At 51.6% G+C, this 25,781-nt stretch carries 27 protein-coding genes; 7 read left to right on the top strand and 20 right to left on the bottom strand.

From position 1 onward, the window contains the following. The first annotated feature begins 8 nt into the window (after window positions 1-8). Window positions 9-944 carry a nucleotidyl transferase AbiEii/AbiGii toxin family protein gene (locus TH5_RS02130; protein ID WP_114120485.1) on the top strand — a complete coding sequence of 312 codons (936 nt, stop codon included), beginning with the start codon at window positions 9-11 and terminating at the stop codon, window positions 942-944. A gap of 10 nt (window positions 945-954) precedes the next feature. Here TH5_RS02130 and TH5_RS02125 read toward each other — a convergent pair whose 3' ends face one another. The 16 genes from TH5_RS02125 to TH5_RS02050 form a co-directional block, all read right to left on the bottom strand. Further along, window positions 955-1,506 (bottom strand): GIY-YIG nuclease family protein, encoded by a 552-nt coding sequence (locus tag TH5_RS02125; protein WP_097052875.1) that lies wholly within the window; start codon window positions 1,504-1,506, stop codon window positions 955-957. Window positions 1,507-1,517: 11 nt separating this feature from the next. Then, window positions 1,518-1,943, bottom strand: a complete 426-nt coding sequence (locus TH5_RS02120; protein ID WP_097052874.1) for a hypothetical protein — start codon at window positions 1,941-1,943, stop codon at window positions 1,518-1,520. A 69-nt stretch (window positions 1,944-2,012) separates the two neighbouring features. Further along, complete coding sequence (locus TH5_RS02115; RefSeq protein ID WP_097052873.1) at window positions 2,013-2,519, bottom strand: hypothetical protein; 507 nt, start codon at window positions 2,517-2,519, stop codon at window positions 2,013-2,015. Window positions 2,520-2,823: 304 nt separating this feature from the next. Continuing rightward, window positions 2,824-3,993, bottom strand: coding sequence for a type II secretion system F family protein (locus TH5_RS02110; protein ID WP_114120484.1), 1,170 nt, complete (start codon window positions 3,991-3,993; stop codon window positions 2,824-2,826). A 10-nt stretch (window positions 3,994-4,003) separates the two neighbouring features. Beyond that, window positions 4,004-4,489 (bottom strand): hypothetical protein, encoded by a 486-nt coding sequence (locus tag TH5_RS02105; RefSeq protein ID WP_114120483.1) that lies wholly within the window; start codon window positions 4,487-4,489, stop codon window positions 4,004-4,006. Further along, window positions 4,489-6,084: a GspE/PulE family protein gene (locus TH5_RS02100; protein ID WP_097052870.1), complete on the bottom strand. Its 1,596-nt coding sequence runs from the start codon at window positions 6,082-6,084 to the stop codon at window positions 4,489-4,491. The genes TH5_RS02105 and TH5_RS02100 overlap by 1 nt, the downstream gene beginning before the upstream one ends. Then, the gene (locus tag TH5_RS02095; RefSeq protein WP_114120482.1) at window positions 6,081-7,727 is read right to left on the bottom strand and encodes a hypothetical protein; all 1,647 of its coding nucleotides are present in this window, start codon (window positions 7,725-7,727) and stop codon (window positions 6,081-6,083) included. Before TH5_RS02095 ends, TH5_RS02100 begins: the two co-directional genes overlap by 4 nt. A gap of 13 nt (window positions 7,728-7,740) precedes the next feature. Further along, the gene (locus tag TH5_RS02090) at window positions 7,741-7,962 is read right to left on the bottom strand and encodes a hypothetical protein (RefSeq protein ID WP_097052868.1); all 222 of its coding nucleotides are present in this window, start codon (window positions 7,960-7,962) and stop codon (window positions 7,741-7,743) included. Beyond that, window positions 7,963-8,355 carry a hypothetical protein gene (locus TH5_RS02085; protein ID WP_097052867.1) on the bottom strand — a complete coding sequence of 131 codons (393 nt, stop codon included), beginning with the start codon at window positions 8,353-8,355 and terminating at the stop codon, window positions 7,963-7,965. It abuts the gene before it with no gap. Then, complete coding sequence (locus TH5_RS02080; RefSeq protein WP_114120481.1) at window positions 8,352-9,188, bottom strand: hypothetical protein; 837 nt, start codon at window positions 9,186-9,188, stop codon at window positions 8,352-8,354. Before TH5_RS02080 ends, TH5_RS02085 begins: the two co-directional genes overlap by 4 nt. Further along, window positions 9,185-10,690 carry a type II secretion system protein GspD gene (locus TH5_RS02075; protein WP_167443442.1) on the bottom strand — a complete coding sequence of 502 codons (1,506 nt, stop codon included), beginning with the start codon at window positions 10,688-10,690 and terminating at the stop codon, window positions 9,185-9,187. Before TH5_RS02075 ends, TH5_RS02080 begins: the two co-directional genes overlap by 4 nt. Window positions 10,691-11,393: 703 nt before the next feature. Then, window positions 11,394-12,014: an SH3 domain-containing protein gene (locus TH5_RS02070; RefSeq protein WP_114120479.1), complete on the bottom strand. Its 621-nt coding sequence runs from the start codon at window positions 12,012-12,014 to the stop codon at window positions 11,394-11,396. Window positions 12,015-12,110: 96 nt separating this feature from the next. Beyond that, window positions 12,111-12,551 carry a hypothetical protein gene (locus TH5_RS02065; protein WP_114120478.1) on the bottom strand — a complete coding sequence of 147 codons (441 nt, stop codon included), beginning with the start codon at window positions 12,549-12,551 and terminating at the stop codon, window positions 12,111-12,113. A 13-nt stretch (window positions 12,552-12,564) separates the two neighbouring features. Next, window positions 12,565-13,329: a metallophosphoesterase family protein gene (locus TH5_RS02060; protein WP_114120477.1), complete on the bottom strand. Its 765-nt coding sequence runs from the start codon at window positions 13,327-13,329 to the stop codon at window positions 12,565-12,567. Between the two features lie 98 nt (window positions 13,330-13,427). Continuing rightward, entirely contained in the window at window positions 13,428-14,255 is an 828-nt protein-coding gene (locus TH5_RS02055) for a DsbA family protein (RefSeq protein WP_114120476.1), read from the bottom strand. Between the two features lie 95 nt (window positions 14,256-14,350). Continuing rightward, window positions 14,351-14,725, bottom strand: a complete 375-nt coding sequence (locus tag TH5_RS02050; RefSeq protein ID WP_114120475.1) for a hypothetical protein — start codon at window positions 14,723-14,725, stop codon at window positions 14,351-14,353. 80 nt (window positions 14,726-14,805) lie between these two features. On the opposite strand from TH5_RS02050, the gene TH5_RS02045 reads away from it, so the two are divergent. Further along, a complete protein-coding gene (locus TH5_RS02045; RefSeq protein ID WP_114120474.1) occupies window positions 14,806-15,627 on the top strand; it encodes a hypothetical protein in 822 nt (273 codons plus the stop codon). Here the strand turns inward: TH5_RS02045 and TH5_RS02040 are convergent. Further along, window positions 15,624-16,658, bottom strand: a complete 1,035-nt coding sequence (locus TH5_RS02040; protein ID WP_114120473.1) for a hypothetical protein — start codon at window positions 16,656-16,658, stop codon at window positions 15,624-15,626. The genes TH5_RS02045 and TH5_RS02040 overlap by 4 nt on opposite strands. Before the next feature lie 127 nt (window positions 16,659-16,785). On the opposite strand from TH5_RS02040, the gene TH5_RS25255 reads away from it, so the two are divergent. The 4 genes from TH5_RS25255 to TH5_RS02020 all read left to right on the top strand — a co-directional run bounded on the left by TH5_RS25255 (window position 16,786) and on the right by TH5_RS02020 (window position 21,793). Further along, entirely contained in the window at window positions 16,786-17,157 is a 372-nt protein-coding gene (locus tag TH5_RS25255) for a hypothetical protein (protein WP_097052857.1), read from the top strand. Continuing rightward, on the top strand, window positions 17,150-19,084 hold the full coding sequence (locus tag TH5_RS02030) for an ATP-binding protein (RefSeq protein ID WP_167443441.1): 1,935 nt from the start codon (window positions 17,150-17,152) through the stop codon (window positions 19,082-19,084). The genes TH5_RS25255 and TH5_RS02030 overlap by 8 nt, the downstream gene beginning before the upstream one ends. Beyond that, window positions 19,081-20,097, top strand: a complete 1,017-nt coding sequence (locus TH5_RS02025) for a hypothetical protein (RefSeq protein ID WP_114120470.1) — start codon at window positions 19,081-19,083, stop codon at window positions 20,095-20,097. The genes TH5_RS02030 and TH5_RS02025 overlap by 4 nt, the downstream gene beginning before the upstream one ends. Before the next feature lie 70 nt (window positions 20,098-20,167). Further along, entirely contained in the window at window positions 20,168-21,793 is a 1,626-nt protein-coding gene (locus tag TH5_RS02020) for a pentapeptide repeat-containing protein (protein WP_114120469.1), read from the top strand. A gap of 8 nt (window positions 21,794-21,801) precedes the next feature. On the opposite strand, the gene TH5_RS02015 is transcribed toward TH5_RS02020, so the two are convergent. Both TH5_RS02015 and dnaQ read right to left on the bottom strand, forming a co-directional pair. Beyond that, complete coding sequence (locus TH5_RS02015; RefSeq protein ID WP_097052853.1) at window positions 21,802-21,984, bottom strand: hypothetical protein; 183 nt, start codon at window positions 21,982-21,984, stop codon at window positions 21,802-21,804. Between the two features lie 202 nt (window positions 21,985-22,186). After that, complete coding sequence (gene dnaQ / locus TH5_RS02010; RefSeq protein WP_244204799.1) at window positions 22,187-22,912, bottom strand: DNA polymerase III subunit epsilon; 726 nt, start codon at window positions 22,910-22,912, stop codon at window positions 22,187-22,189. 142 nt (window positions 22,913-23,054) lie between these two features. Between dnaQ and TH5_RS02005 the strand changes: the two genes are divergently transcribed. Then, complete coding sequence (locus TH5_RS02005) at window positions 23,055-23,648, top strand: RusA family crossover junction endodeoxyribonuclease (protein ID WP_114120468.1); 594 nt, start codon at window positions 23,055-23,057, stop codon at window positions 23,646-23,648. Window positions 23,649-23,660: 12 nt separating this feature from the next. Here the strand turns inward: TH5_RS02005 and TH5_RS02000 are convergent, their stop codons facing one another. After that, window positions 23,661-25,736 (bottom strand): ATP-dependent helicase, encoded by a 2,076-nt coding sequence (locus TH5_RS02000; RefSeq protein WP_114120467.1) that lies wholly within the window; start codon window positions 25,734-25,736, stop codon window positions 23,661-23,663. Between the last annotated feature and the right edge of the window lie 45 nt (window positions 25,737-25,781).

Below are 25,781 nucleotides of genomic sequence, written 5' to 3'. Positions count from 1 at the left end.
GTGCCACAATGGTAAAAAACATCGCCGCCAGCGTGAATGCGAGACTCCGTAACCTGGCAAAAACATCAGGTGCGGACACTATGACCCTCCAGCGGCGTTACGCTCAGGAGCGCCTTTTATATCGCCTGACACAGACCCGATGGGGGGAGAGCCTCGTTCTTAAAGGAGCGATGATCTTTGTTATGTATTATGGCGACACTCACCGCCCAACCGCCGACATCGACTTGAGTGGACACGACGCCAATGGAAATGTCGACACGCTTGAGCAAATGATTCGAGATGCAATTGCGGTGGAATGCGACGACGGAGTGACATTTGATGATGAGACTCTGGACATTCGATATGAACGAGATGGCGCTGTAGCTGGAGGTAAAATTACGCTGACGGCCAGAATTGATACTTCTAGAATTGTTGTTCGGGTTGATGCCGGGTTTGGCAACCCAATCACACCCATCCCTCTAACAGGTGTTTATCCCGCAATGCTCGAGGATATGCCCAAGCCCACCGTTCAAGTGTACCCATTGGAAACGATGATTGCTGAGAAGCTCCATGCCATGTCCCGGCTGGGAGCCGAAAGCTCGCGCATTCGAGATTACTACGATCTGTGGGCACTTCAGGAAACCAGACACTTTAACGGTCAACTTATTGCGGAGGCCATTCAGAAAACATTTGCAATTTTTGGACAGGTCCCGCCGAAACCGGAACTTGATGGTTTATCTGATAGGTTCGTCAATATGTGGACGAAAGAGTGGGACAAATTTTGCAAGCAGAAAGGCTTGGCCTTCAGTCCGCCACATCTAGGGGAGACGGTTCAAAAAATTGGTAACTTCTTGACACCGATTCTTGAATACCTCGATAGCGGGGCCGCGCCGGGAGTCTGGAACCCGGATACAAAAAGCTGGAGCGACCTTGCCCCTACGATTGAGAGTTCTTTGAGCATGTGAGGCGGGAAGGTTACCGACGGCGCCAGTATTTTTGCAGCCGAGGTCGCCGAGATGGTGGCAGAAGGAAGAGCAAGGCTACGGCTACCGCACCCAGGTAAGACCTCCAATCGGATGGAATGACAGATATTTCCCCGATTTTGTTTTCTGGGATGAATAGAATTGCGGCCACCGCCAGCAAAGCTATCTTGTTTGAGAAACTGGCGAACCATTCGTTGGTTTTACCATGGTGGCGCAGGGCAAAACCTTTTGCCGCCGCCCTGACATCCTTGATTGCCTGACGTTTGCTCAAGCGAAAGAACTCTCGTTCCGATCTCACGCGACAGTTTCGTCGTGTGAGCTGATGGTGCAAAAGCTTCTCCACCTCCTGACAACCGTTGACCAGGACATAATGGACAACTTTGAAGGGGGTCGGAACAGCTGTGTTATTGGTGAGCTCTTTTGCACGCAAATAGGGGTCGCGGTGCGTCATGCCTATCTTAAGAATTCCGGGCATACTTTCATTCTCAAGAATGTAAACATACCCGGTTGAGTTCTGACCAGTTCTGCGTTTGGGCTTTATCATATTGTGCGTCGTTAGCTACCTTCGCACGCCGGGTAATGCTGATATGCCGTGTCCGAGCAGGGAGGGCATTCTTCAGTCGTGGTCACCCCAGATATTTGATTGATGGAGTAACATTGCTCGAGCCCCGCAATTGCGCGAACAATAGTTCCATTCTCGATTTTGTATTCGAAACCTTCAACACTTGTCGGGATGGCAGTCAGGTACGACTCTTCGACCAGCTCATTCAGGATTTCGTCAGAAGTCCCGGCAGGGTAGTTACCGATGTCGCTCTTGTACATGTTTAGAGCGGCTTCAATTTGAAAAGCGCCATTCCGGATACCGGTAAAGTCGGACTTTGCGCCACCCTCTGAAAAGACAGAGCCGCCGTAGTACATAGCGGCTAAGGCTATCAAAATCGACAAAGCTATCGAAAGAACAATCGCTACGAGGCTGTACATAATTGTATCCCTGCAAAAGAGTGAACGTTGGCGGCGACGAAAACTCTGTCGCCGCCAACACATCGCAAGTTACATTTTGAATGCGAAGTACAGGCCTTCGCCGGTAACCCCGAGGCAGTCAAACGGAACACCGGTCGCAAGAGTGATGGACGCAAGGTCCGCCACGGTTGCTTCATCGTTGGTCGTCGGACCATTGTCAGCTTCAGCGCGCACGCAGATTGCATTGTCTGAGACGGCCGCAGGAGTTGCCGGTACCGCAGTCGAGAGCTGAATGTAAGCAAACGAGTCATTCACACCGCCAATTTCCCAGGCACCGGTTGCATCATTCGGAGCGGTCGGAACGGCCTGCAAATAGTTTTCGGTGATGAGTTCGGCGATATTCGCGGCATTGTTGCCCGAGTTTTCGGTACGGAAGAGAGCTGTCGCGCCCGAGATCTGCTGTGCGCTGTTGATCAGCGTTGCTTCTGCTGTTTTGGCCGACGAACCAGTGAAGGCGGAGCCGCCATAGTAGATGGTTGAAAGTGCAATACCCACACCAAGGGCAATCGAAATGACTGCGACGATAAGAGAGTACATTTACCCGTCTCACTTTTCAAAAAAGATGAAATCCTGTGCCGCCAGCCAGTTTTAAAGAAAGCAGCACGCTCTCTTAAAGCCTAGTCTGAAGTTTTGCTTACATTCAAGGAGTTTTAATCTTAGAAAGAAGAATTTACAATAAGTTGACAAGAAAAATGCTGAATACGTGGCTAAATGCAAAGATTGTTTACTTTATCCATTTACCAGTAATTTTGTTTACAGTGAGGTCTGGCAGAAAAGCTTTCAAGAAGCGGACGTACGTTAGTGTTCCGCTTTGAATAAGTTCTACCAGACCCAACCAAGCTTACATCGACATACCTTGCGCCAACTGGAGCATCGGCAGGATTGTCATGCCAAACATAATGACAGCAGAGAGAGAAAGGAAAAGTGCAGCGAGAGTTTGGACAACGGGGCCGAACGCGCCGAGGCGTTGAATGTATAAATCCCGGTACTGGTTCGAAAGGATGTCGAGCGTTCGGGATGTGTCTTCCCTGTTGTTGGCTGACACGAGAGCCGCCCGGTCTGTACCGTGCAAGGTACTCATCGCCATAGCCCACGGCCGCCCGTCCTTCACGGCGTCGGTTGCTTTGAGTAGATCGCTCCTAAGTGCGCCACGCGGTGCACCTTCCGCTGTTATTCGAAGAGCCTCTTCAATCCTCACGCCTGCATTAATCAGCAAGCCCAGCTTATAGAAGGTGGCGTAGTTATTTCGGGAAAGTACAAGGTCTTTGTAGTAAGGGACTTTCAAAATCAGGCGGTCGGCAAGAACGGGCATGATTTGCTTGCCAGCTGTTGCAAGCCAAAGGAGTGTAAACATAAAGCCCATCAACACAACCATGATTGCTGTTGTGATATTCCCGGCGATTAACACCCACCCAACATCTACGGCAGGATTGTTCTTGAACATATCCTCTCCCAGCACCTGAGGTCCGAAATATTCGGTGGAGGCAATTGTAATCGCTCCAGCCATCAGGAAGGTGAAGACAGCCTGGAGCAGGTCTTTGTTTGCACCTTTCTGGACTTTTTGCATTTGATACTCAAAGTCCGCCGCGTCTCTCAACGCCCTCCAGGTTTCACCGGACTGAATACCGGCCTTTATTAGAGCCACGATTGCAGAAGGAAAATTCTTTGGGTCTTGCCCCATGGCCACCGGCAACTCAACGCCTACCTGAACTTTTTCCAAAAGCAGAGACGCCGCGCGCCGTACCGGTCCTTTGAAGGTTTGAACAATTACACGTAGTGATTCGGCCGAGCCAAGCTTGGCCCCGAGCATCGACGACATTCGAACAAGAAAAGTGTAGCGCTCAGACGAAGACATCCCGACTTGCATCATGCTGGAGCGCAATTTCTTAATGCTGACAACCTGGCCTTTTCGTGCCGCTGAACGCCGGGCGGCCTCAGGGTTATCAGCTTCGATCGTAGACTGGACAACTTTGCCCAAACTGTTAATTACATTGACTGTAAACGTCGCCATTATGAAGGCCTCAAATCGCAAAATTCACGAACACGGTTGTGGGAAAAGTCACCGGCGTTTCTGGACTGGTTTTTGGACTTCCGTCTGGGTTGAAATCAGCACATGAAGATGTCGACATACCGACGCGCCCAGTGCTGTCTCCCTCAAGAAACGCCACAATCCCCTTCCATTGGTTTTCAGTGACTGACCCGAAGGAACAAACCCATGTTCTTGGCTGTGTCCCGTATGACCATGCCATTCCATCGAGATTGCGCGGTGCTGTGACATAGCCGGAAATGAGGTCGTTCGGCAGAGTGCCATCCGGCTTGGCGATAGGAACGTCCCGAATAGCAACTTTATAGGCTGCGATACCTTGCGACAGTGCTGAAAACCCGGTGGCAAGAATCACGCGCATCTCTGAGCGCGCGAAAGCGGTAGGTGAAACATAATTCATTCCGGCCGCCAAGATCCCAGCGACAAAGGCTATCGCAAGGACAGCAGGAAGAAGACAATGCATTAGAAATCCTCCTCCCCTCTGTCTTTCAATAACTTGCGAAACTGAGTGCCCAAAACACGAATGGCTTCTTCTTTGGTTGTTATCCCCTGCTTGACCTTGTCGTAAGCATCTTCTGCCATTGTTGGCCAGCTTCGAGTTCCCGCAATCAAGGCGTCAACTTCATTTTCGTCAGCGAACGACGCACATTCGGATACCACCGTCCTTCCACTGTAGCCGGTACCACGACATGTCGGGCAAGCTCCCTCACCAATGGCGTGTTTGTGACCACCGCAGGTTTTGCAAACAGTCCTCAGCAGTTGCTGTACGAGAACAGCACGCAGAACATACCGAAGGTCGCCACTTGGCACATTTAGATCCCTGAGCCGAGATAGCGCTCCTTGGATAGAGCCAGTGTGTAGCGTTCCGAATACGATATGTCCTGTCTCAGCCCCTTTTATCGTGTTTCGTGCCGTATCTGGGTCTCGGATCTCCCCGACCATGATCCCGTCAGGATCGGCACGCATGAATGCGCGCACTGTTCTGGAAAAATCTTGCCCAGTTGCTGTATTGACTGAGACCTGACCAATGTAGGGAATACGGTACTCCACCGGGTCTTCAACGCTATAGATGGCCTTGCCAAAGCGGTCCTGGCTTCGAATAGTAGAGTTCAAAGTCGTTGTCTTTCCGGACCCGGTAGGACCGCAAATAAGACAAAGACCATGCATGTTGGCAGCGCCCCGGCGCCATTCTTCCAATCTGGAGATACCCAAATCTTCCAGCCTCGGGCGCACTTCGTCCGGGTCGAGAATTCGGATAACCATACGTTCCCCCTCAACTTCAGGAAGGGTTGCAACACGCAGGTCAACCAATCGGTTATTGTGTTCAATCTGAAAACTTCCATCTTGGTCCAGTCGGCGTTCCGCCAAATCAAGACGGGCGCGGTCTTTGGCCTGGGAAATCAGTGTGAGATATTCTTCTGGCGAACCCTTTCGAATAAGCTCACGAACACCGAGAATGCGGTAGAATACACTGTAGCAATTGGCTTGTGGCTGAATATGGATGTCAGATGCACGCAGCGAGATTGCCTTTCGCACGAGCATTTCCAGCATTTCTTCATGCGGGGTATTGTCCAGAACATCCGACAGCTTTGCGTTGTTATTGGCGACCCTGCTAATGAAATGCTCGATACGGTCCGGGAAAAAGGGCACTGGCCTTACGGCTTTCTCCGGGTAGTAGCGAGACACCACCTCATACGCGAGTTCTTCATCGCGAGATGTTGACACATAGATGTCAGTTTCTGTTTCAGCAGAAATCAGAATTGAGTGTTCGTCGAGAGTCTCCGAAGGGATACGAGACTCAGATACCTGTTCGGAAATAATCCTTTCATTATCAAGTTCAAGAATAATTTCAATGAGTGTTCCATAGCGAAGGAAACCGGATTGCACCAGAATGTTTCCGACATTCTCTCCAGTAACCTTGGTTTCAAGCCTGGCCGCATGAGCCATTTCTGGCTTGATCAAAGCCCTCTTGACCAAAGTGTCAAGAAGTCTGTCATGCCAATCATCCTGAGACTCAACACCGTGAGCCGCGGCAACGGCTGATACTGTCTGGTTCATTTGCAGCTCCACGATGCCTGATTTAGAACGGCCAACGCATCAATGACATTGTCGTTGGCGGCAGTGTTAGAGACGCCTCCGAAAAGGTCACCGGTAAAGCAATCGCCTGTGGTGTAAAAGTCGACGTTACTGTCACCATTTAGAGAAGCGCCACCACCCGCGATTACGCCGTTGACCGCTTTCGCCGACAGCGAACCGAATGACACTGCGGAACCACTGGCAAAGGATCTGACATCCAGAGAGCCTGAATAGAGCCCGATGAAAGCCAATACGTTCATCCCTCCGGAGCCAGGTAGAACGTTTGAGCCAAATAAGCCTAGATACTGGCCCCGAGACGACAATGCTTCGGTAAAGCTCCCGTTGAGCCTAATGTTCGTACCATAGAAGTTTGCAGAGGCACCTGCGTCCAACAAAACGCCATACTGACTGGAGATAGGTGCATTCAAGACCAGCGTACTGCCGTTACCGAATGTGGCAACAGCACCTCCATCGACCCTCAACATCGAGCCGCCGGAACCAACCCCGGAAGGGTATGAGATGCTGAATGTCGTCCCCTGCGCGATGTCCAAACGTCCCCCGGAAATGCGCACAGCTGGACTATTTGTTGCCAAACCTGCACCAGCGACACTCACATCTCCAATAACAGTCACGTCTGCACTTTTGCCCGACAGGGTGTCCAGTGAGCTGTCAATGAGTACAACACGACTTGATGCCTGACCATTGAGCGCAACGCCGTCGCCTAGCGTAAGACCGTCGAGCGTCAAATCTCCTGGAACGGATAGAGCAATTGAGCCACCGGATGAATTGATGCTGGCGACACCGTTGCCGACCAATGTCAGATCCCGGCCGACCATCGAACTATCTGCCGAGATGTCTGAAGCTCCGACCGAGTAGGTTCCCGCTGCCAAATTGATTGTCAGGGATTTGGGACGCATTTGCCTCCAGTAGTCAAAAGCTTGGGCGAGGGACATCGCCGAGACCGGCCGCATGCCATCAGCCACACCAAGAGCCGATGGCGCTACAAAGAGCAGGTTCTCTCGCTCAATGCCCGTTGACAGGGATGCTTGCGAGACCGTAACAACGGAACCACTAATTGCAGAGTTGGGGTCAATCCGGGGAATACCATTACTGACAATGACGTCAGAACACCTTGGGGGCATCGTGCCGTTTGGTGATGGCGACAGAATTAGCATGACGGGAGCCAGGTCGGCGAGGGCCGCTGGCGGCGCATCACTCCCAACAACGTACTCGCGACCACCTACACTTTCAACATCGACCGCATACCCGACAGTTCCATCGCCATACCGAACATCTCTGTCATTCCGGGTGGCGAGAACATCCGGTGCATAGGGACAATATGCATATGGCACTCCCCATGGTGTCCGGGTTGCGACCCCAAGCCAACTCGGTAGCGACAAAATGGTTTTGCCGCCAAACTCCACGTTGGTTCCAAATGGAGGACGCAAAACGCTTTCAATTGGTTGCATGGAGCTTCGTAGCAAATCAGCGGCCACCTCCAATTGATCAGCATTGCGCGTAACCAAGAGCATATTCTGCATGCTATGGATGAGTGACAGAACAGCGTACCCGACGACGGAGACTATACCTATCCCTATGAAACCGAGGATGATGATGGAAAACATTTTGCCCCGCCGCTTATCGCGTCCGTGTTACTTTGTATTTTAGAATCTTTCTCTGTAGCCAGAGCATCGGTCGAAGGTAGCTGACAATCGCTCCCAGCACAGCAAAGCAAAAAAGAAGTTCACTTTCCTGATAAATCGCGACCACAAAGGATAATACGACCATCGACCAGTCGAACGCCTGAATTTGCCAGCATCCCCAGTCAATCTTCGCCAGTTTTCTCAGTAAAATCGGCATTTAATTCCCCGCTTGCAACGCACTCAACGGATTGACCCGGAGCGACATAGTGATTTTCCGTTCTGCACCCAACTCGTTGCTACAACCTCTGCCCAAGCAAAACGTTTCGATAGTGGATGCAGGACAAGCTGCTAAAGCATAAGTCGCATCTGCGAGTGCTGCCTGCGGATCAGCGACATCGTCCACGGTCACTGAGAGGATGCTTCCTGATATCGTCAGTCTACCCATCTGACCCATTTCCCGCTTGCAAGAACTTAAGACAGTTTGCGCAACCCTGTCGCTGCTCACTTTTGAAAGATGAGCTGAGTAAAGATTATATCCTGAAAGAGGAAGGAGTAGGGTACCTAAAGTAAGGAAAACGACACCCGACCACTGCAAATGGTTCAGCTTCATTCCATGCCCCCAACGATACCTGGAGTGTTAGCCTCGACTTGTTCCGGTACGGAGAGGGTGGCCGGTCCGCTTGCGCGCGCCTCAACCCCATCGTGCTCAGTCGCCCCGTTGTTCGAAGTATCGCCTAGAGAGATTGGTTCATTCTCGTCGACGGGTTCTGGAAATTTCTTGGTGATGATGCTCCATTTACCCGCTTGATATTCAAGCTTGTCGACATAAAGCCCCTGTTCGGCAAGGCCCGAAAGATTTTTCCATTGGAAATGAGGAGCAGACTGCAACTTGAGTGGCCTGTCCACAATGGAAGGAATACGAGCGTTCCAAACGCCAGCGCCTGTCGCAGCACAGAGCGCAGCGCTTGCAAGGAACACAGTAAGCCCGACAGAAAATAGTACCAGACCACGGTTTTCATACCGCGACATCTTCCCTTTTTCTTCTGCCTGGATGCCGTTTTTGACGGCGTACTCGCCCTGAGCCGCGGGCAGCAGGAGACAGAGGGGCTTGTTCCCTCTTAAAAGGATTTCGAAAACCCTCTCACCACAGGGAACCCATACCTTGGAACCAGGATTTTCAGCGAGGAGACGGACGACACTCGGCAGATAAGACACACCGGCACCACCCTCGTGAATTTCCCAAAGATATCCTGTGTCGAACCTGGCCACCGCATAGTAACAGATAGAGAGGGCGTCAATTCTTTTGAAGATGTAGCCCTTTGCCACAGCAATGGCCGCTTTTTTGTCATCGGTTTCTACGAAACCATATGCAACGGACAAAGGCGCGCGCTTTCGCGTCTCCTTCTCCATTGTCTCCTTCTTGCGGCTCCAAGGAAGCGTCATGGGGTCACCTCGGGCTCTGCGGACACCATTTTGGCTTGTTCAGCATCCTTGGCGATTTCGGACGATGGAGCGTCACCATAAATTGTCACTGTCGGCCGAATAATAATAAATAGGGCTGTTCGGCTCACCTCACGCGAATTCTTGCCGAAAGTGGATTCCAGACTACCTGACTTACGAAGGAACGACGGCTCATTGGCGTCGCCAGATACGCTGTCGTACTGCAAGCCACCGATGACAACCGTTTGCCCGGCCACCATCCTGACGATGTCTGTTAGTGACTGGTCCTGGGTCAACGGCTGTGTAAAGCTTCCAACATCGTTTCCGGCGTTGACCTCAATAAAATCAAGGACCGCTTTAAGTTCCAGATCGACATCCACTGTTACCGTTGAAGTCTGCCAGTCGAAATGCGGCACGACACCGAGAGTAATCCCGGTTTGAACCGTACTGGTTTCAACGTTGCTACTGGTGTTTTCGCCAGTGGATGTCGAGCCAATGCCTGAAACGTATGGGACTTCCTGTCCACTCCGAAGCTTCACCTCGCTACCTGAAAGAGTGCGAAGCTCTACGTTCTGCGTCACCTTGGTTTGACCAAATTCAGAAAGGAACGCGATAGCACCAGCAACATCAATTGCTCCGTAGGCGCCAAACACTGAGCCCAGGCTTGTCCGACCAAACGAAAGTCCTTTCGCCGTCACATCAATAATGGTCCCCAACTCCGACTCAGTCGAGCTATCGCTGTCGGTATCTGAATCACTATCGCTGTCACCATCAGACGACGACGAACCAGTAGATCTGGACACGCCACTTTTGAGCTTCGATATGGCAGAAGCGCGCGTATCAAGTTTTCCGCTTAGAGCCGCCCAGTCAAATCCAGCCGCCGAGTTATCCGTGATGGAAATACTCACTACGGCCACCTGCATGGTAATCATGGACAGGTTTTTCACCATGCGCTCGAGGTATGGAGCAATCTGCTCGCGCTGATTTTGCGGAGAGGTGCTATAGAGGATCGTTCCGCCGCGCAACGAAGAAACGATATCATGCGCTCCGAGCAATTCGAGTTCGGACTGAACAGCAGACAGAACGTCTTCATTCTGGGGCAACGCCACCGCAAAACGGTCCATATCCGAAATATAGATCCGGCCATACTCACCCCAGAAAGCAATGCCAAGCCCGGCACTAAGGGTGTTCATGAGTTCTTCGACAGTTCCCGAAAATCGCGTGAAAGGAATACGGCGTTCAAGGAGTTCCTCGGCATCCGGGTTTTCCCAACGAAACACGATTGGGATTTTCTCAAGATCTAGTGCGTAAACAAGATCCTCCAGCGTCCCCGGACCCGCCGGGAAACGGATTTCCATCTTGCGCTTTGCATATTCTTCAGGGATACCAAGCCGGTTAAAGCCGATATCAACCCCATCATTACTGGTCTTCACGTAGTGGATTGGCGGAAGCCCGGCTGACTCAATGTATGCAATAGCCTCATCTCGGGATTCATTGTATGGCATCTTCGCGGGATCAGGGAGTGAGTTGCAACCTGATAGCACACTACTCAGCGCAAGGATTGCGTACAGGTGCGAGCGGTATCGCATAGAAAATCACTCCAAATTTGGGGTCGGCTTTTACGGGCGACGTACTTACTGATGTTTTTGACGAAGTCGTAGAGTTGCTGGCTGGTCCGGCTTCCGGTTCTCTCCACATCCCAACGAAACCCTTGCAACCCAACAAGGTGGCTCCGACAGTGCGGTCACGCTCTACTTCGTTGGCTGGCGGCTCCGATCCAGCGACATCCGCCTCCGAGCCGCCCTGCGCAGTTAACGAGGTGTCACCTGCGACACCTGACATGACACTGGGCTCTTCTACCGGCGCCCCGTCCTGGCTCCGCTGTTCTAGCAAAACATCCAAAACGACACCCCGGATGACCCCCTTTAACTCATCAACGTCAAATGATTTCTCAGGGCTTGGCGGCGTAAACGGATCAGAGGCGTAGGCTTGTTGCGGGCTTTGCGCGACTACCACCGCAAAGCCAAGTGCAACGAACGTGCTAATCGCCCGCATAAAGTCCCCCAACGAAAGTTTTCCTTAATATTATATTATTTTCCTTCCAGAATTGAATCCATGTCAAGGAAACGTTTGGGGATTTAAGCAAAAATCTGGACAAATAAAAAGAGACACCGTAGAAGGCGCCTCTTTTCTTAATCGTTTGCTGCCCTAGAAAGAGATGTCGCAGGCGGCAGCTTGTTTGCCAGGATTGAAAGAGCCGTGCTCTTCAACTGCCATCGCATTGACAGCAATACCCTCAGACTGAACATTCTCCGACACAATAAACGGCTCAGACCGGTCGGGAACAATTTCTCCTGTTGGATTTGCTACAGAGCGGTGAATGAATGCCAGGTCATTGTTGTATTCTACAGCGAACCACTCGCTGTCACGAACGCGGCCGAGCACCGTGATTTTGTCCCCGCTGTCCAGCTTTCCCACTATATCGGTTCTCGTCGTCGGCTGGGCCCGAATGTTACCCCGACCGGAAGCGACCCAGATTTCCGGTCGAATTTCGTCAAGAACAAACACATCCGCCTTTGGATTGGGGGCTGGCCCAACCTTTGGTGAAGCTTCGACCTTTTGAACCGAAGGCTTGGCTTTTTCCGTAGGCTTCGGCGCGGGAGCCACCGCATTTTGTAGGGGAGCCAGTTTCTGTGGCTCTGGAGGGGGTAGCGGCTCAGAGCGAATTACGATCGCACCGCCGTTAGCCATTGCCACGGATGCCAAACCGACAAGAACGTTGGCAAAAACGAATGCGGATAACGTTACGCCCTGAATGACATGCTTCATTGACTACCTCTCTGGAAAGTTCAACGCTAGATAATCAGTCGCATAAGGATAAGTCAACAGTTTTTCTTTTAAATAAAGGAAAACGTGTTGCTTTGCTTACTGAAATGAGAATACGTCGCTGTCACTATCGCTATCCCCGCTACTATTGGGGCGGCCGCATATTTCCCACAAAACCGATGCTTTCGTTTTCTTGAGGAGCAAGCCGCAGCTCACCGGTTTTTCCGTTTGTTGAACGAGTGAAGAGCGCGAGAATGCCTTTTGCCAATCACTTTGAACCTTCGCCATGGCAGTTGACGACAGTTGCGGACCAAAACCCAGCACGTCCCAGGAGTTCAAGACCAGCACACTGCATTTCTCAATCCAGACAGCCTCGACCGGCTTGCAAACAGACACCGCGCCTGCAAGAGTTGCCGAGTTATCAACAAAAGTATTGAGCCTCAATCTTTCCGTACTACCCCATTCATCCCCCGCATGGGCCCCGAGGCCATAACTGAAGCATACACAGGATAGGAAAGTCGCAACGAATAGATTTCTCATGGTGTTTCCGGTGTCACATGGGTGAGTATTGGGGTTGTTCGACAGAGCAATTTAGAAACCTGTTGATGTCAGCACCCCTCTTCACCTGAGCCATCTCGCAACCAACTACACATGCCTTAAGACTCTCTGTTGGTAGCGCCTGATAATCAATGTGGAGGTGCCCGTGAACCAAGAAGCTCGCCTCCATACTTCGAGCCAGCTCATCAATTGCTTGAAAACCACTGCGGGGCTGTGTCGATAGAGGAGCTTCATGGGTAATCAGGATATCACATGTTTGCTCAGATAGTGTTTGAAATTCTGACGGAAAAATGGATGTGCGTTGCTTAAGCGGCAACCCCTTACGCCATCTCGCATGTGGCGGGATTCTCTGAACGTATTCTTCCGGGGATTTGTAAGTCCATGGTTCATCTAAGGCCAATTTAGGAAACCAAACCTTTTTCCTGAACACTCCGCCCAACCCCGCAATTCTCATGGAATCAACGGTAACGATGCGACCGTGTAAGTTGTTGGAAGCCAGGCGAGAGCCGAAAACCCGGTGATAAAATATTTCGTTGTCCGAGTCATGATTGCCAGGAATCATGAAGACATTCTCGAAGCCAACCTTGCGGTAAACTGGTGCCAAAATCTCGTCCATGTTGGCGTCCGGCTCCATGTCTCCCAAAAGGAAAACAGCGCGCGCGCCGCTACTGCGTACCTCTTTAATCAGAGGGTCAAAATTTCCGTGTGGATCACCATAGAAAATCAGGTCGTTGAATGTTTGAATGGAAGGTGTGGTCATAATCTAAACCCGGTGTGTGTGATAAGCCAAGTCATCTCAACACGATCCGTCGCAAGAGAGGTGCAACAACATTGAGCCGCACCTCTCAACCTGAATTTTTATTTAGCGTCAGCGAATGCCATAAGCTCTTCCGCGCCCTTAAAGCCAGACATGATACCCTTCGTTCTTGAGATGAACGAGGGCGTCCCATTAATGCCAAGAGTTCTCGCCAGCGAAAGGTCTCGCTCTACCTTTGCCTTAATGTCATCACTAGCCATTCTCTTGCTTAGTAGTTCCATGTCCGCTCCGGCCGCCTTTGCCGCTGAAATAACGTCTTCTTCCGTCATTTTTTGCCCTTTGGAGAGGAGGGCATCATGCATTTCCTTGTATAGCCCCTGTTCGCCCGCAGCGAGAGCAGCGTATGCGGCAAATACCGATACGTCATCAATTACTGGAAGTTCTCGGATAATAACCTTGAGGTCCGGATTTTCATCGACAGCAGACTGCAAGACAGGAGCAGCGGCACGACAGAAGCCGCACTGATAGTCCTGAAACTCCACGATGACAATTTTTCCATCCGGATTACCGATGAAGTTGGCATCTGCCAGAAAGATTTCATCGACATGGTCTTCAACAAGTTTCTTGGACGCGACCTTTTGCTTTGCCACATTCTTTTCGGCCAATGCCGAGATAACTTCCTCCAGAATTTCGGGCTTTTCAAGAAGTGCAGCCCTGACAGCCTGAGGGGTGACTGTTTGTTCAACCTTTGAGCCCAGATCTTCTGACCCCACAGTCCATATGAGAGAAAAGTTAACGACCGCTAGACAAATATTGGCGCAAACGGCAATGATTGTGACAATGAGTAACCACCGATCCCCTTTGGGCAGTCTTGGTCGGCGGTTGTTGTTAGCCGGTGCGCTGCCGGAGGTGTCCTTGGATGCAAGCATGTCTGCAAGCCTTTCATTCACGAGGTTGTACGGGATATGTGGATATGCAGACCACGAGCCTTGAACGTCGGGGTTCACAGCGCGTGCGGGCCGCTTCAGGGCTTTGATGTCGGAGACTGCATCCAGTATTCAATCGCAGTTTCAATATCAGGAGTATCGGGCATGGTTCCCCCGGTAACCCAATCGATATAATCGGAGAAATCTTCAATTCCGACTGGAGGAGGAGCGTGCGCAATCTTCTGGGCCTCCACGGCACCAGATAGAGCGGGCTGGGAAGTTTGAGAAGAAGATACGCCTAGTCCTTTATCAAGGGCAGCCATGCCACCCGAAACTTTAGCCCCAGAGAACAAACCTGGCGCACTCTTCGGCTTAGGCGCTGAGACGACCTTTGGATCAACTTTTGCGGAAACCGGCTTGGGAGCCAGTTTTCCAAAAAGGCCGGAGGGCCGGAAAGCCGTAACTGGGGGCATGGAGGTCCGCCTGTTTATCCTTGAGATTTTCGACAAAGGATATATGTTATCCTTTCATTTACAAGGAAAAAGGTGGTCTCATGAGAAAAATGCTGGTCTTTTCCATAATTTTCCTTGGTGTCGCTTTCGGGCTTCACGCCGAAGAAGTGGACGACGTTGTTGATGACGACCTTCCGATGGACAATGAATTACCGGCAGACGCGGTTACGGTGTTCGACCGATATGAGCAAAGGCTGGACTGCGGTCTGTACAAGGTGTCATTTCACTCGCTTGTTGCTCTCAAGCCGAAGGTGCCCAGCGACCAGGCACGAGACGTTTCCGGCTTCATAATTCGAGATCCATCCACCAGATATCGCGTGACGGCTGGAGTGCAGGGACAGAATTACGTTTTCAAGGACTTGTTTAACAAGCCATGGCACGAAGAACAGTGGCGTGCGTGGTGCTATGACGGTGAATGCCAAGCAAATTTGAATTACTACCTTAATGAGTTCGGCGCGGACGATGGCACCCGTGATATTACGGTAGAAGTGCTGAAGCGGGACGGGACCCCGTTTTTACCAGAGCCTCAGACAATCACCATTAATGCCGTCTCCGGCAAACAGGCAGCTCATCACAGATTTGGGCGTCTTGATGGTTACATTTGGGACAACAAACTCATTTCCACTTTCACGCCCGCCACAAGTCTCGAAAACCCTCCGAAAGCGGTTGTGCAAACTGTCGATGGTGCAGGCTATCATGAAGAGCAATCTTTTGAGCTGAGTAGCACCGGCATATCAAGTCTGACGGCTCCGGTGCCGCAGGACGCCACGTATGTCGCCGTCTATGTCTATACCAACGATCAATCCATTTCAGATGAAGTGAAGCTTGAACTGATAAACCGAAGTGTCGGTCCTGGATGCTAGTGTGCTGGCGCTGAGGTGGTGCTCATGCGTTGACGCCGCCTAAACCTGCGCTTGTGCCAGAATAGGAGGGCGGTGCCGCCTCCAACCCACCAAATGTGTGCGCATAACATCAGGATGGCGAAGTACGGCTTGTATTCTGCCGGAATCATCCCGTAGTCCTGCGTGTCGACGATAAATCGTACTGTCCCATCGGGAAGGCGACGAAACACATATTGTTCGCCATACATTTCTTCCTCCAGCCCACCAACATACAGAGCCTGCGAGAAGAAAACCTGATTGTTCCCGGTGTCGCGCTGAACACTTCGCGCCATTTCAAGGAGCATCTCGCTATACCGCTTTCCTGCCGGGAGAGGTTCGCCTGGATTCAGGACAAAGCAACTGACATCGATCTTGTTGCAGCTGTCCTGAAAGAGCCGTGAGAAGGCATCCCCAGTCGGGAGATTGCTGATGAGCTGCATTGATTGCATGCGGTTGTAGCGTGTGTCCTCAATGGCTGTTTTAAGGGCATTTTCCACGATGATTTTATGGAAAATGAAGGTTGTGCCAATCATCGTAAAGAAAATCAGCGTGACAAATACCGTGTCGATGGTCCGGAATTTTTTAAGGGAAATCCGAATACAAAGCAAAGGTGCAAGCGCGGCATAGAAGATCAGAATTGCATACTGCACGTTTACCGACTGGTTTCCGTGATAGAACGCATCAGGGTAAAAGTGATTGACCTCAAAAAAACCGTGCAGCCTTTCGGGAAAAACGCCTAACTCGTTAAAGACGTACGCTAAAATTACACACATGAGAAACTGGTTAAGCGTCAGCCGACCGGAAACGAGAACCACCACACCAAGGAATAGAGGAACGTGAAATGCGAACTGCTCAGCCATAATCCAGCCGTTTGCGATGTCCATCTGCGCATCTTTGGATATGGCTGTTCCAACTGCCAACACATGAGAGATTACAGCCATGCACACGGCTAAGCCAAGACCGACGGTCCCCGCATATTTCAAGAAGCGCGCGCTTCGCTCAGTCACGGTCATGATGCGTCTCCAGAAGTTTCCTTAAAATTAGCACGGACTTTCCTTAAGTCCAACACATTCAAGTATGTTGACAAGAAAAAAGGCAGGATATATCTTCGCCTGAAACGTCTAGTCAAGGAAAACAGAAATGACACCTTTCGCCCCAACCGGCCGCCCGATTACTGCTTCCCAATCAAAGGAAACGTCAGAGGTCACGCTGCTTGAACAGGCAAATGCCGACTATGCGAAACTTCGGGACCTGAGCGTTCGCACGCAGGCCGACGTTGAAAGGCTCACCGAGACCATTACCAATCTTCTGGCTGAAATCAGTGAGAAGTACGGCGTGAAAGACGAGGCGGGTCTTGCCGAGTTCATCAAGAAAGAAGAAGAGCGCCAGCAAACCCAACTTGCAGAATACCGCGCCTTGCTCGACCGTTTGCAGCATCAAATCTCTGACATCATGAATGGGAAGGTACCACCTGCTTCTGATGTTAAAGCTGAACGAGGCGGGAATGTCTGAACTTGCAGAACTCTACGCCATCCATGAGCACCAAAGGCAGAATTATGCGAAGATGCTCGGACGGCGAGACGAGCTGAATGCAAGGCTGGAGAGCCTGCGAAAGGTCGTTGGACTTGCCAAGGGAAGGCTGTCTTTACGTGATGAGACAGAAGCGTTCCTCGAAAAGGTTCAGACCGAGCTCAATCAGAAGACAATTTCCAGTTACACCCGGCTGCTGACCGCTCTGGTCAGCGACGTGCTCCCGATGAATGTCGAAATTGGCATCGATCTTTACACAGAGCGCGGGCTACCAGCCCTCGACATTTTTGTGAAGCAGGGCGAGCACAAACATAATATCATGGATGACTGCGGCGGCGCACTCACGAACGTTGTCTGTCTTGGCCTTCGGGCGATTGCAACGGCCAAAAGCGGGCTTCGCTACTTCATGGCGCTCGATGAACCTGATTGCTGGGTAGCCCCTCAGCGCGTCCCGTCATTCTATAGGGTTCTGAAGCAGCTTTCGGAAAGAATGCAATTTCAGACAATCGTCATCAGTCACCATGACATTCGGCTGTTTGAAAACGGAACAAACATCATTTCCCTCACCGGAACACCGGTTGAAGGCCTGCGGGTGGATAACAGCGATGTCTCGACCAATTGGGGCAGCCCTGAAACACCAGGTATCAGGGCCTTAACCATCCGCAACTTTGCGAGTTTCAAGGATGTCTACATCCCGCTATCCCCGGGGTTGAACGCCATTATCGGCGACAATAACATTGGCAAATCACGGATTATGAAGTTGCTCCGCGCAGTTTCATATGGTGGCTCAGACACATCGGACGCAGATATTCGCAATGGTGAACAGCGTGCTGAAGTAGAACTCCATCTGGAGCGCGGACAGATTTTGCAGTGGTCGCGCGAGCGGCGTCGCAATCCTGTAAACCTCTGGCGCCTGATCGACGAAAACGGCGACGTTGTTGAGAAAGAAGGCACTCGCTGCGAAGGTGGCGGGCGGGTGCCACCATCCTGGGTGACAACGGTTCTTGGCATTGCGAAGGCTGATGACCTGGACATCCAGTTGAATCATCAAAAGCAACCAGTGTTCTTGCTCAACAGCCCTCCGTCCCAGCGTGCTGCCGTTCTGTCAATCGGGCAAGAAAGCGACTACCTACGCCAGATGATCGCGGCCTATAAAACGGACTGTGCAAACGACCGGCTTGTGGAAAAAGATGGCGAGCGCGATGTCGCAGATATCCTGAGTCGTCTTAAGGATCTGGAGGGGTTGAAAGATGTCAGCAACCATCTGAAACGGGCTGAAGAATTGAAATCCAGCCTATTTGATGTCGGCCCGGCTATTTCTCAGGCCAGAGAGGCTCTACGCAAACTAAACGAAGGGCAACATCTACTGAGCAAGGCAAAATCCGTTCGCTCGGCTCTGTCTGACCTTACATCGCCGCCGGACATCAAAGAAGGGGCTGTTAGGCTGTCGAGCGCGCGGCAACTTGCGACGCAAATCACCCATGTGAAATCTGAGCTCGGTACTGCTAAGCTGATTGGAGAGGCCCTTGAAAACCTGCCAGAGAACCCTCTGAACTATCCAAGCCTCCAACCGGCAATTGATGCAGCCTCCCGTTTGGCAAACGCGACCATCGAGTTAAACAAAAGCGAACGCGTTACCCGGGTGCTGAAGGAGTTGCCGTCAAAGCCACTTCAGTTGGTCAGCATGGACGAAATGAAATCGACCGCTCGAACTTTGACTGCGACCAATCAGGCATTTGCGGACGCTTGTGCTTCGCGTGGCAAGTATGAGAATGAACGCTCTGCGCTGGCTGTTAAAATCGCCGACATTGTCTCTAACATGGGTAACCGTTGCCCACTGTGCCACTCTCATCTGGAGCACGACCACTTCACTTCGTCGGGCTACCTTCTTGAGGAAAATCATCAATGAACACCGAGAACTCAAGTGGGCATAAGCCACCCCTCCGTGAAGCCAACGGCTTTCTTTTCATCGGTGACGCGCACCTGACCACCCGTCGACCCGGCAGGAGAAAGGATGTTTCGTTCCAAGAAACAGTTTTCAAGAAACTCGACCAGGCTGTCGAGATCTGCAATCAACGTCAATTGATTCCCGTTCTGTCCGGAGACGTGTTTCATCGGGCAGTTGAGGAATCTGAGGCACTCAAAACGACGTTTAAACGTCGTTTTGTTCGCCCTCTGTGGACGCCGCCTATCGCAGAAGTCGGGAATCACGACATGAAGGGCATTCGACTGGCAGATAGCGACACCCTGTGTATGATTGCGGAAGGGCTCTTTACCGTTTGCGACACTAGCGGGCCAGTCGAAGAGTTCATGATTAACGGTGTCCGTGTCGGTCTTGGAGCCACTCCTTATGGCCAGAAGATCCCGATGGAAGTCGGCTCGCTATTCCCACTAGCTGACGGTATTATCTGGCTGACCCACCATGATATCGCGTTTGATGGAGCCTACCCTGGTGCCATCACTCCGTTTGAAATCGAAGGGTGCAGTCTCCTTATCAATGGTCACATGCACCTGTTCAAGGAACCGGTTCAAGTCGGCAGCACGCTGTGGTGCAATATCGGCAGCATTACGCGCACAGCAATTGATGCTATCAATTACGAGCCTGCCGTTTGGGAGTTCAGCCCGGTTAATGGCATGACGCGACATGTGCTGAAACATGAGAAAGATGTCTTCGACCTGACGGGCTCCCTGATTGACGAGATTAGCCCGGGTGAGCATTGTGACGACGATGAGGAAATCAGTTCGTTCGTTGATCTGCTGGCGGCATCTCTTGAAACCAATACAGCCGCGACCCCTGAAGGAGAGCTTTTGATGGAGGTCTTTACATCAAAATTCGAACAACTGGAAACGTCCCCAGCAGTTCAGGCGATCGTCACTAACCTGCTTCACAAAGTCACTGACGAGCAAAAGTCAGCCGCCTAAACACCGGTCAGACGTGTTCCTTGCAATTCATGATGCCATCATAAAAACATCTAGAACGAAAGATGGCATCATGAAAACCTGGGAAATCTCCGACATTGACGGCAATCTGCTTCATGCTGGCCGAGCAAAAACCCGCAAAAAGCTGATAGAAAACCTGGTCCGAGACGGCAAAAGCTTTGAGCGCGCAGATCTGGCGCATGCCGATTTATCGGGACTAGAGCTTTCGAAAGGCAATTTCACAAGCGCACTTCTAACCAAGGCGGACTTGCGAGGAACCCAGCTCCAGTCCGCAATCTTGAGAAATGCCATTCTTGATGACGCTCAGTGTCACGGTGCCAGGTTCGACCGAGCTGATTTAAACGGAGCCACCATTACCGGGACACAGTTTGCCGGTGCCCGGGCAACCTATGCAAGTTTTAGAGGCGCAAGAATCACGGGGGCGGACTTTACGAAGGTCTCGGCCAGTTCCTCTGTTTTCTCACATGCTCACATTTCTGACACCAGCTTTACCGGTTCGCGAATGCTAAATGCGGACTTTGGAAACAGCACGGTTCTGGCATGTGACTTTTCGGGCACCAGACTAGAAACGAGCCTCTTTACAAACGCCGTGGATGACAGCCAGACGAACTGGACAAGGCATCTACCTAACCGCACTCGAAACAGCATCATTGTCGGCTGCACATTTGACAGGGAGACTGTGCTGTCACCCACTGTACCGGCCTTCAAACTGGATGCCATCATCAACAAGATGGCCGAATTTGGTTTATTTGCCTCTACAGCGCTTGCCATGTTAGGCGTCGGATCGCAGCTTCCAGAATTCTTGGCCAATGAGGAAGTCCTGGCGTCCAACATCAGCAGCGGTGTGGGCTTTCTAGGTGTGTTTGTTGGGGCTTACCTTATCAAGGAAGGCGTTGGTCAATATGTAGAAGAAAAGGTGAAGAAGGGACTGGACTATGTATTGCAACGCGTTCGCGGTGTTTATAACGAACTTGATAGATGGGGAGTGCACCGGTCAAACATTGTAATGACGATGGCGCGAGGCCGGTCATGCAAGCTGATGAAGGACATGCTCGCCTCCAAGGCACCGGAAGCGATGTCCAAAGGGTTCTGGCCTTCCTTCAAGTCTTTCTGGTCTGGGCTGGGAGAGGTCATTATATGCGACCGGCGCCACTTGGCGCTGGCACTGGGTGCCGTTTCGGCCAACCGGAAGCGGTCCTACAGTCTTCCTCGCGATATCGTCCTTGCCAGACCTTCGACGCAGAAGCACTCCTCGGAGCCGACATTGAAGGTTCTCAGCTTCCTGAAAGATGGGAAAAGCTCGGCCGTTTGGGAGTGCCCAGGAGAACGGACCATCACTACCTTGTACTCTGCTGACAACTCATTCATCGGCTGTTGGGCAGAAGATGGCGTGCCAAATGAAGTGCTGGCTTCGTATCTCCCGGATTGCCACACGTCTGGTGAGCGCGTGTTTGAGACGTTCGTAAGAGATTTGCTGGCTTCACATGATTGGGAACAGTTCACGTTCCCGTCCGATACGCATTACTGTCAGGCCGGAGCTGACGGCACTTTGTTGGTATTTCGTGCAGCTGATCGCCGGTTGGACAATCCGGACGGACCAGCGGTAATCTTCCCGGACGATGAAAGCCGAAACGTTCGGAATGGCACGATACAGGTTCATCAGCCTTTCGGCCGTTAACCTCGTCCTCAGCGAGCAAGAAATGTTTTGCGCGCAAAGTTATCTGGCATCAGGCTCCAGGCACGTGCTGTTTTGATTTCTTTTTCGATATCAATGACAACAGCTTCCACGCCATTTAGCTGACGCGTTTCCGCTGTATGTTTTTCGGTCTGCCCAACCTGCTGCCCAACTCCCGGCGTGGATTCAACCATTTCCTACTCCCATCTGCACACCGACGGATATCCCCACCGCTCTTCGAGCGATCATTTATTAACCGCTTATTAGCGAATAAAGCATGGATAGGACAGTTGCATGGTTGCGTCAACGATTATCTTAAAGTTTTAAGGAAAAATGAAGAGAATTCCCATTAATTCCTCGTTAATTTCTCTCTCTGTGAGAAAAGCAACAAATCGGTTATGCTTTGTTCCAAATGGCGTTCTTCATGCCGCGGATGAAGGAATTATGGGCTTCCAGTTCGCATGCCGACGGAACACCAAGCACGCGAGATGGGCGAACAGGCCGAGTATTCTCGTGCTGCTGAGGAACTTCTACTTTAGTCGTAGTCGTGCCGAGGTCCAGTTTGCGTTCTAGCCCTCCATGCAAATGAAGATAGACCTTGGCCAGCAGATGGCTATCAATCAGTGCCCCGTGCAAGCTACGAGAAGCCAAGCTCACATTGAATTTTTTGCACAAGGCATCAAGGGTGACCCTGGTACCGGCTGGAAACTTTTTTCGCGCAATTTCAAAGGTATCAACAATTCGATTCTGAAGTGGCCCGCGACCAACACGTCTTAGCTCAGCATTGAGGAATCGCTCATCGAATTTGGCATTGTGTGCAACCAGCGGATGGCTGCCAACGAACTCAAGAATCTCTTCATAGCAGTCGCCGAATAAAGGTTTGTCCCTGAGGAACTGGTCATTGAGACCATGAACATCCTCAGCCTCTTTGGGCATATTCCTTTGAGGGTTAAAGTATTGGTGATACTCGCGACCGGTTGGAAGAAGGTCGAGAATTTCAACGATCCCGATTTCCACAACCCGGTGCCCTTGGCTGGGGTGCAAACCAGTCGTCTCTGTGTCAAAGACATACTGAAGGCCATCGGCAGGGGGCATTGCAGAGCCCTGATTAAACATACCCATTATTTGCTTTCCTATTGCGTGAGAGACAAATCTATCAAGGTGGCCGCCAGCACTCAAGGAAAAGAATGATTTAATGTTTGTTGTTTGGTCAAATATTCCTTAGGCTGTGGTCTCAGCGCATCAAGCCTTCAAGGAAAACTGTATGATCAGAATTAGCGCCAAAGACGCCCGGAAAATGGGTTTGAAAATTCCGAAGGGGCCGAAAGCTTCTGGTTCGGAGGGCGACACCAAAAAAACAGGCGGCAGACACCTTCGCTCACAGGCGCATGCTGAAGAGCGCCAAGTCAGCTTTCGCGTGGACATTCCACCAAAAACAAAATCACGAGCGCGTTCATTTGCGGACAAAGGCACCTTGCTTAATGCCTTCAAGGCCGCAAAAGGCGACCCACGCAAATTCATGGCACTCTTGGAAGCCGGGTTCATGAAAACGGTAACTCCATCAGCCACGCGTGACTTCGAGAATGTTGTGCGAATGGTTGCCACGCGAGAGATGGCCAGAAACAAACAGGCCCTGTTCGAAGGCCCTATAAAGGCGTCCCTGACTTTTATTCTGGCAGGTGACGAGGGCATGTGGCCAACTGCACAACGGGACGGCGACTTGGACAACCTGTCAAAGGCGATTTTCGACGGCATGAACGGTGTGGTTTATAAAGACGACCGTCTTATTGTGAAGATGAACCTGTCGAAACTCTGCGGGGAGAACCCGGGAGTGGAAATCACCGTCAGCGCCGAATGACGGAAGTCCCGCTCACCACAAAGCAGGTTTTCTGGCTTTCGCCTTCTTCGCGCCCGCCGGTTGTTTCATCACAAGCGTTTGGTGAGTCGTCGGCGCAATCAGGCCAGCCTCGCGGATGAACCGGGAGGGTTTGCTCTCGCTTCTTGTTTTTCCCTTACCACGTGCCATGGCGAAAGAAATTGTTGCAGTATGCCGCGCGCGAGTGAGGGCCACGTGTGCAAGGCGCCTTTCTTCCTGAAGTCCACCACCGCCGTGATATGCAAGCGGGTTGGAGGGATCGCCACCAAGAGCGGCTTCTTTTAACGCTCGCTTGCTTGGAAGTATTCCCTCTTCAAACGCCACTAAGAACACATGGTCCCACTCCAAACCTTTGGCACCATGGATAGTTCCCAGGTGAACACCAATTTCAGATTTGCCTCCAATGTCGCCAACAAGAGCGCTTTCGGTCATAAAATCAATGAAAGCAGGCGTGTCTTCAGCGATTTCACGAAACGCCTGGAACGACAGTTGTAAGGTTGGCGCGGCATTCTTCCGCCCAGTCGCCCACTTGCGATACCCGATTTCGTCAAGCACGTAAGCAAGAAGCTCTTTGCTATCCTCAAGGTTAGACGCCGCATCGGACAAAACCTGAAGGTGGCGAGCGAGTGAGAGAACCCCCTTCTTGGCATTGGCGGTCAAAACACCGGTAGCCGCGAGCGCCTCGAGAGCATGCGGGAATCCGACATTGTTGGCCGCCGCCATTTTGATAATTGTCTCGATAGCAACAGCACCAAGTCCGCGAGCTGGTCGCGACGCAATTCTTTGGAAGGCATGGGCGTCGGAATGGTTCAGGGCCAGTTTCAGGTATGCCATCACGTCAAGCACTTCTTCCCGCTCGCGGAAGGGCAACATCGATTGCCGCGTGTGAGGAATCTTGGCCCTCAGCAACGCCCTATTGACTGGTTCAAGAGCATAACCAGTGCGAGCGAGAATCGCGATTTCTTCCGGCTTTACCCCGGACGCAATAAGCTCAGATACCCGCGCCGCGACGGTCTCAGCCTCATGCGTCTCAGAGGCGCTGCCGAGCACGGCAACCGGCGCGCCCGAGCGGCCAGACCGCAGTTCCTTGGGGATTTTGCGTTGATTGTAACCGACAATTTTGTTGGCCGCATCTAGCACCTGATCAGTGCAACGCCTATTTGTGACAAGGCTCACGTCATAAATGGAGATATCGCCTGTACCAGAAACCTCTTCAAGGTACGAATTGAGATTATCCATCAGAAATGGCAATGCCCCCCTGAAGGAATATAGGGACTGGTCGTCGTCGCCCACTACCAACAGGTTCTGATGTGTCGAGGTCACCAAAGAAAGTAGCTTTAGCTGCACCCGGTTAGTATCCTGGAATTCGTCGACGAGCATCCACTGAACTTGATTTGAAACCAACCACCTGACTTCATGATTGGTTTCAAGTAGGCCGACCGCTCGCATGGTCAGGTCGCCAAAATCCATCAGGGAACGTTTCAGCATCTCAGTCTGATACGCTTGGTATATTTCCGCGACCGCTTTCTTTTCCGCGGACAGGTCAGGGTTCGAGTTGACTTCCCAAGCAGTAATGCCGTTTTCTTTCCAGCGGGATATCTTTTTCATGATATCGGAAAGGTCATTTTGAAACTGTTCGTTGGCCTCCTCGGATGCCTCCGCGCCCGGTTTCACCCGACCTCTCACTTCACCTACGACATGAGAAAGAACTTCCCTGGCCTCTGAATCCTCAGCAATATTCAACCGGCGCTCTGGTAACCCGGCCTGTTCCCAAAACTCGAGAAGGATGCGGGCCGCCATACTATGCAAAGTGCAAATATTGACCTTTCCGACGACCCCAGGGATCAAGTCTTTCACACGCCCCTTCATTTCAAGAGCAGCATCTTTGGTGAATGTTGTGGCGAAGATTGTCGAGGGGTCGACGCCTGAATCAATGAGATAGGCAATCCGCGTCGTCAGAACACGGGTTTTCCCGGTACCAGCACCCGCGCGGACCCGAACCAACCCGCCAGCACTGCCTACGGCCCGGCGTTGCGCGGTGTCCAATGGTTCAAGATGCTGGAAAATCATTATCTCACCTGTCTTATTGCTTGAGCGCTTTGTGCGATTTGTGGT

The sequence above is a fragment of the Thalassospira xianhensis MCCC 1A02616 genome (assembly GCF_003326475.1).
GTDB lineage: Bacteria > Pseudomonadota > Alphaproteobacteria > Rhodospirillales > Thalassospiraceae > Thalassospira > Thalassospira xianhensis.
Note: the sequence above shows the minus strand (reverse complement) of the source record. Positions and strands in the feature narration are given on the sequence as shown.

Excerpts from the sequence above, each read along its gene's own strand:
- TH5_RS02045 (WP_114120474.1), top strand. The coding sequence starts at position 14,806 with ATGAGAAAAATGCTGGTCTTTTCCATAATTTTCCTTGGTGTCGCTTTC.
- TH5_RS02075 (WP_167443442.1), bottom strand. The coding sequence starts at position 10,690 with ATGCCATACAATGAATCCCGAGATGAGGCTATTGCATACATTGAGTCA.
- TH5_RS02125 (WP_097052875.1), bottom strand. The coding sequence starts at position 1,506 with ATGATAAAGCCCAAACGCAGAACTGGTCAGAACTCAACCGGGTATGTT.
- TH5_RS02090 (WP_097052868.1), bottom strand. The coding sequence starts at position 7,962 with ATGCCGATTTTACTGAGAAAACTGGCGAAGATTGACTGGGGATGCTGG.
- TH5_RS02110 (WP_114120484.1), bottom strand. The coding sequence starts at position 3,993 with ATGGCGACGTTTACAGTCAATGTAATTAACAGTTTGGGCAAAGTTGTC.
- TH5_RS02120 (WP_097052874.1), bottom strand. The coding sequence starts at position 1,943 with ATGTACAGCCTCGTAGCGATTGTTCTTTCGATAGCTTTGTCGATTTTG.
- TH5_RS02020 (WP_114120469.1), top strand. The coding sequence starts at position 20,168 with ATGAAAACCTGGGAAATCTCCGACATTGACGGCAATCTGCTTCATGCT.
- TH5_RS02095 (WP_114120482.1), bottom strand. The coding sequence starts at position 7,727 with ATGTTTTCCATCATCATCCTCGGTTTCATAGGGATAGGTATAGTCTCC.
- TH5_RS02030 (WP_167443441.1), top strand. The coding sequence starts at position 17,150 with ATGTCTGAACTTGCAGAACTCTACGCCATCCATGAGCACCAAAGGCAG.
- TH5_RS02085 (WP_097052867.1), bottom strand. The coding sequence starts at position 8,355 with ATGAAGCTGAACCATTTGCAGTGGTCGGGTGTCGTTTTCCTTACTTTA.
- TH5_RS02070 (WP_114120479.1), bottom strand. The coding sequence starts at position 12,014 with ATGAAGCATGTCATTCAGGGCGTAACGTTATCCGCATTCGTTTTTGCC.
- TH5_RS02065 (WP_114120478.1), bottom strand. The coding sequence starts at position 12,551 with ATGAGAAATCTATTCGTTGCGACTTTCCTATCCTGTGTATGCTTCAGT.
- TH5_RS02005 (WP_114120468.1), top strand. The coding sequence starts at position 23,055 with ATGATCAGAATTAGCGCCAAAGACGCCCGGAAAATGGGTTTGAAAATT.
- TH5_RS02015 (WP_097052853.1), bottom strand. The coding sequence starts at position 21,984 with ATGGTTGAATCCACGCCGGGAGTTGGGCAGCAGGTTGGGCAGACCGAA.
- TH5_RS02130 (WP_114120485.1), top strand. The coding sequence starts at position 9 with ATGGTAAAAAACATCGCCGCCAGCGTGAATGCGAGACTCCGTAACCTG.
- TH5_RS02105 (WP_114120483.1), bottom strand. The coding sequence starts at position 4,489 with ATGCATTGTCTTCTTCCTGCTGTCCTTGCGATAGCCTTTGTCGCTGGG.
- TH5_RS02115 (WP_097052873.1), bottom strand. The coding sequence starts at position 2,519 with ATGTACTCTCTTATCGTCGCAGTCATTTCGATTGCCCTTGGTGTGGGT.
- TH5_RS02060 (WP_114120477.1), bottom strand. The coding sequence starts at position 13,329 with ATGACCACACCTTCCATTCAAACATTCAACGACCTGATTTTCTATGGT.
- TH5_RS02055 (WP_114120476.1), bottom strand. The coding sequence starts at position 14,255 with ATGCTTGCATCCAAGGACACCTCCGGCAGCGCACCGGCTAACAACAAC.
- TH5_RS02050 (WP_114120475.1), bottom strand. The coding sequence starts at position 14,725 with ATGCCCCCAGTTACGGCTTTCCGGCCCTCCGGCCTTTTTGGAAAACTG.
- TH5_RS02100 (WP_097052870.1), bottom strand. The coding sequence starts at position 6,084 with ATGAACCAGACAGTATCAGCCGTTGCCGCGGCTCACGGTGTTGAGTCT.
- TH5_RS02080 (WP_114120481.1), bottom strand. The coding sequence starts at position 9,188 with ATGACGCTTCCTTGGAGCCGCAAGAAGGAGACAATGGAGAAGGAGACG.
- dnaQ (WP_244204799.1), bottom strand. The coding sequence starts at position 22,912 with ATGGGTATGTTTAATCAGGGCTCTGCAATGCCCCCTGCCGATGGCCTT.
- TH5_RS02000 (WP_114120467.1), bottom strand. The coding sequence starts at position 25,736 with ATGATTTTCCAGCATCTTGAACCATTGGACACCGCGCAACGCCGGGCC.
- TH5_RS02025 (WP_114120470.1), top strand. The coding sequence starts at position 19,081 with ATGAACACCGAGAACTCAAGTGGGCATAAGCCACCCCTCCGTGAAGCC.
- TH5_RS02040 (WP_114120473.1), bottom strand. The coding sequence starts at position 16,658 with ATGACCGTGACTGAGCGAAGCGCGCGCTTCTTGAAATATGCGGGGACC.
- TH5_RS25255 (WP_097052857.1), top strand. The coding sequence starts at position 16,786 with ATGACACCTTTCGCCCCAACCGGCCGCCCGATTACTGCTTCCCAATCA.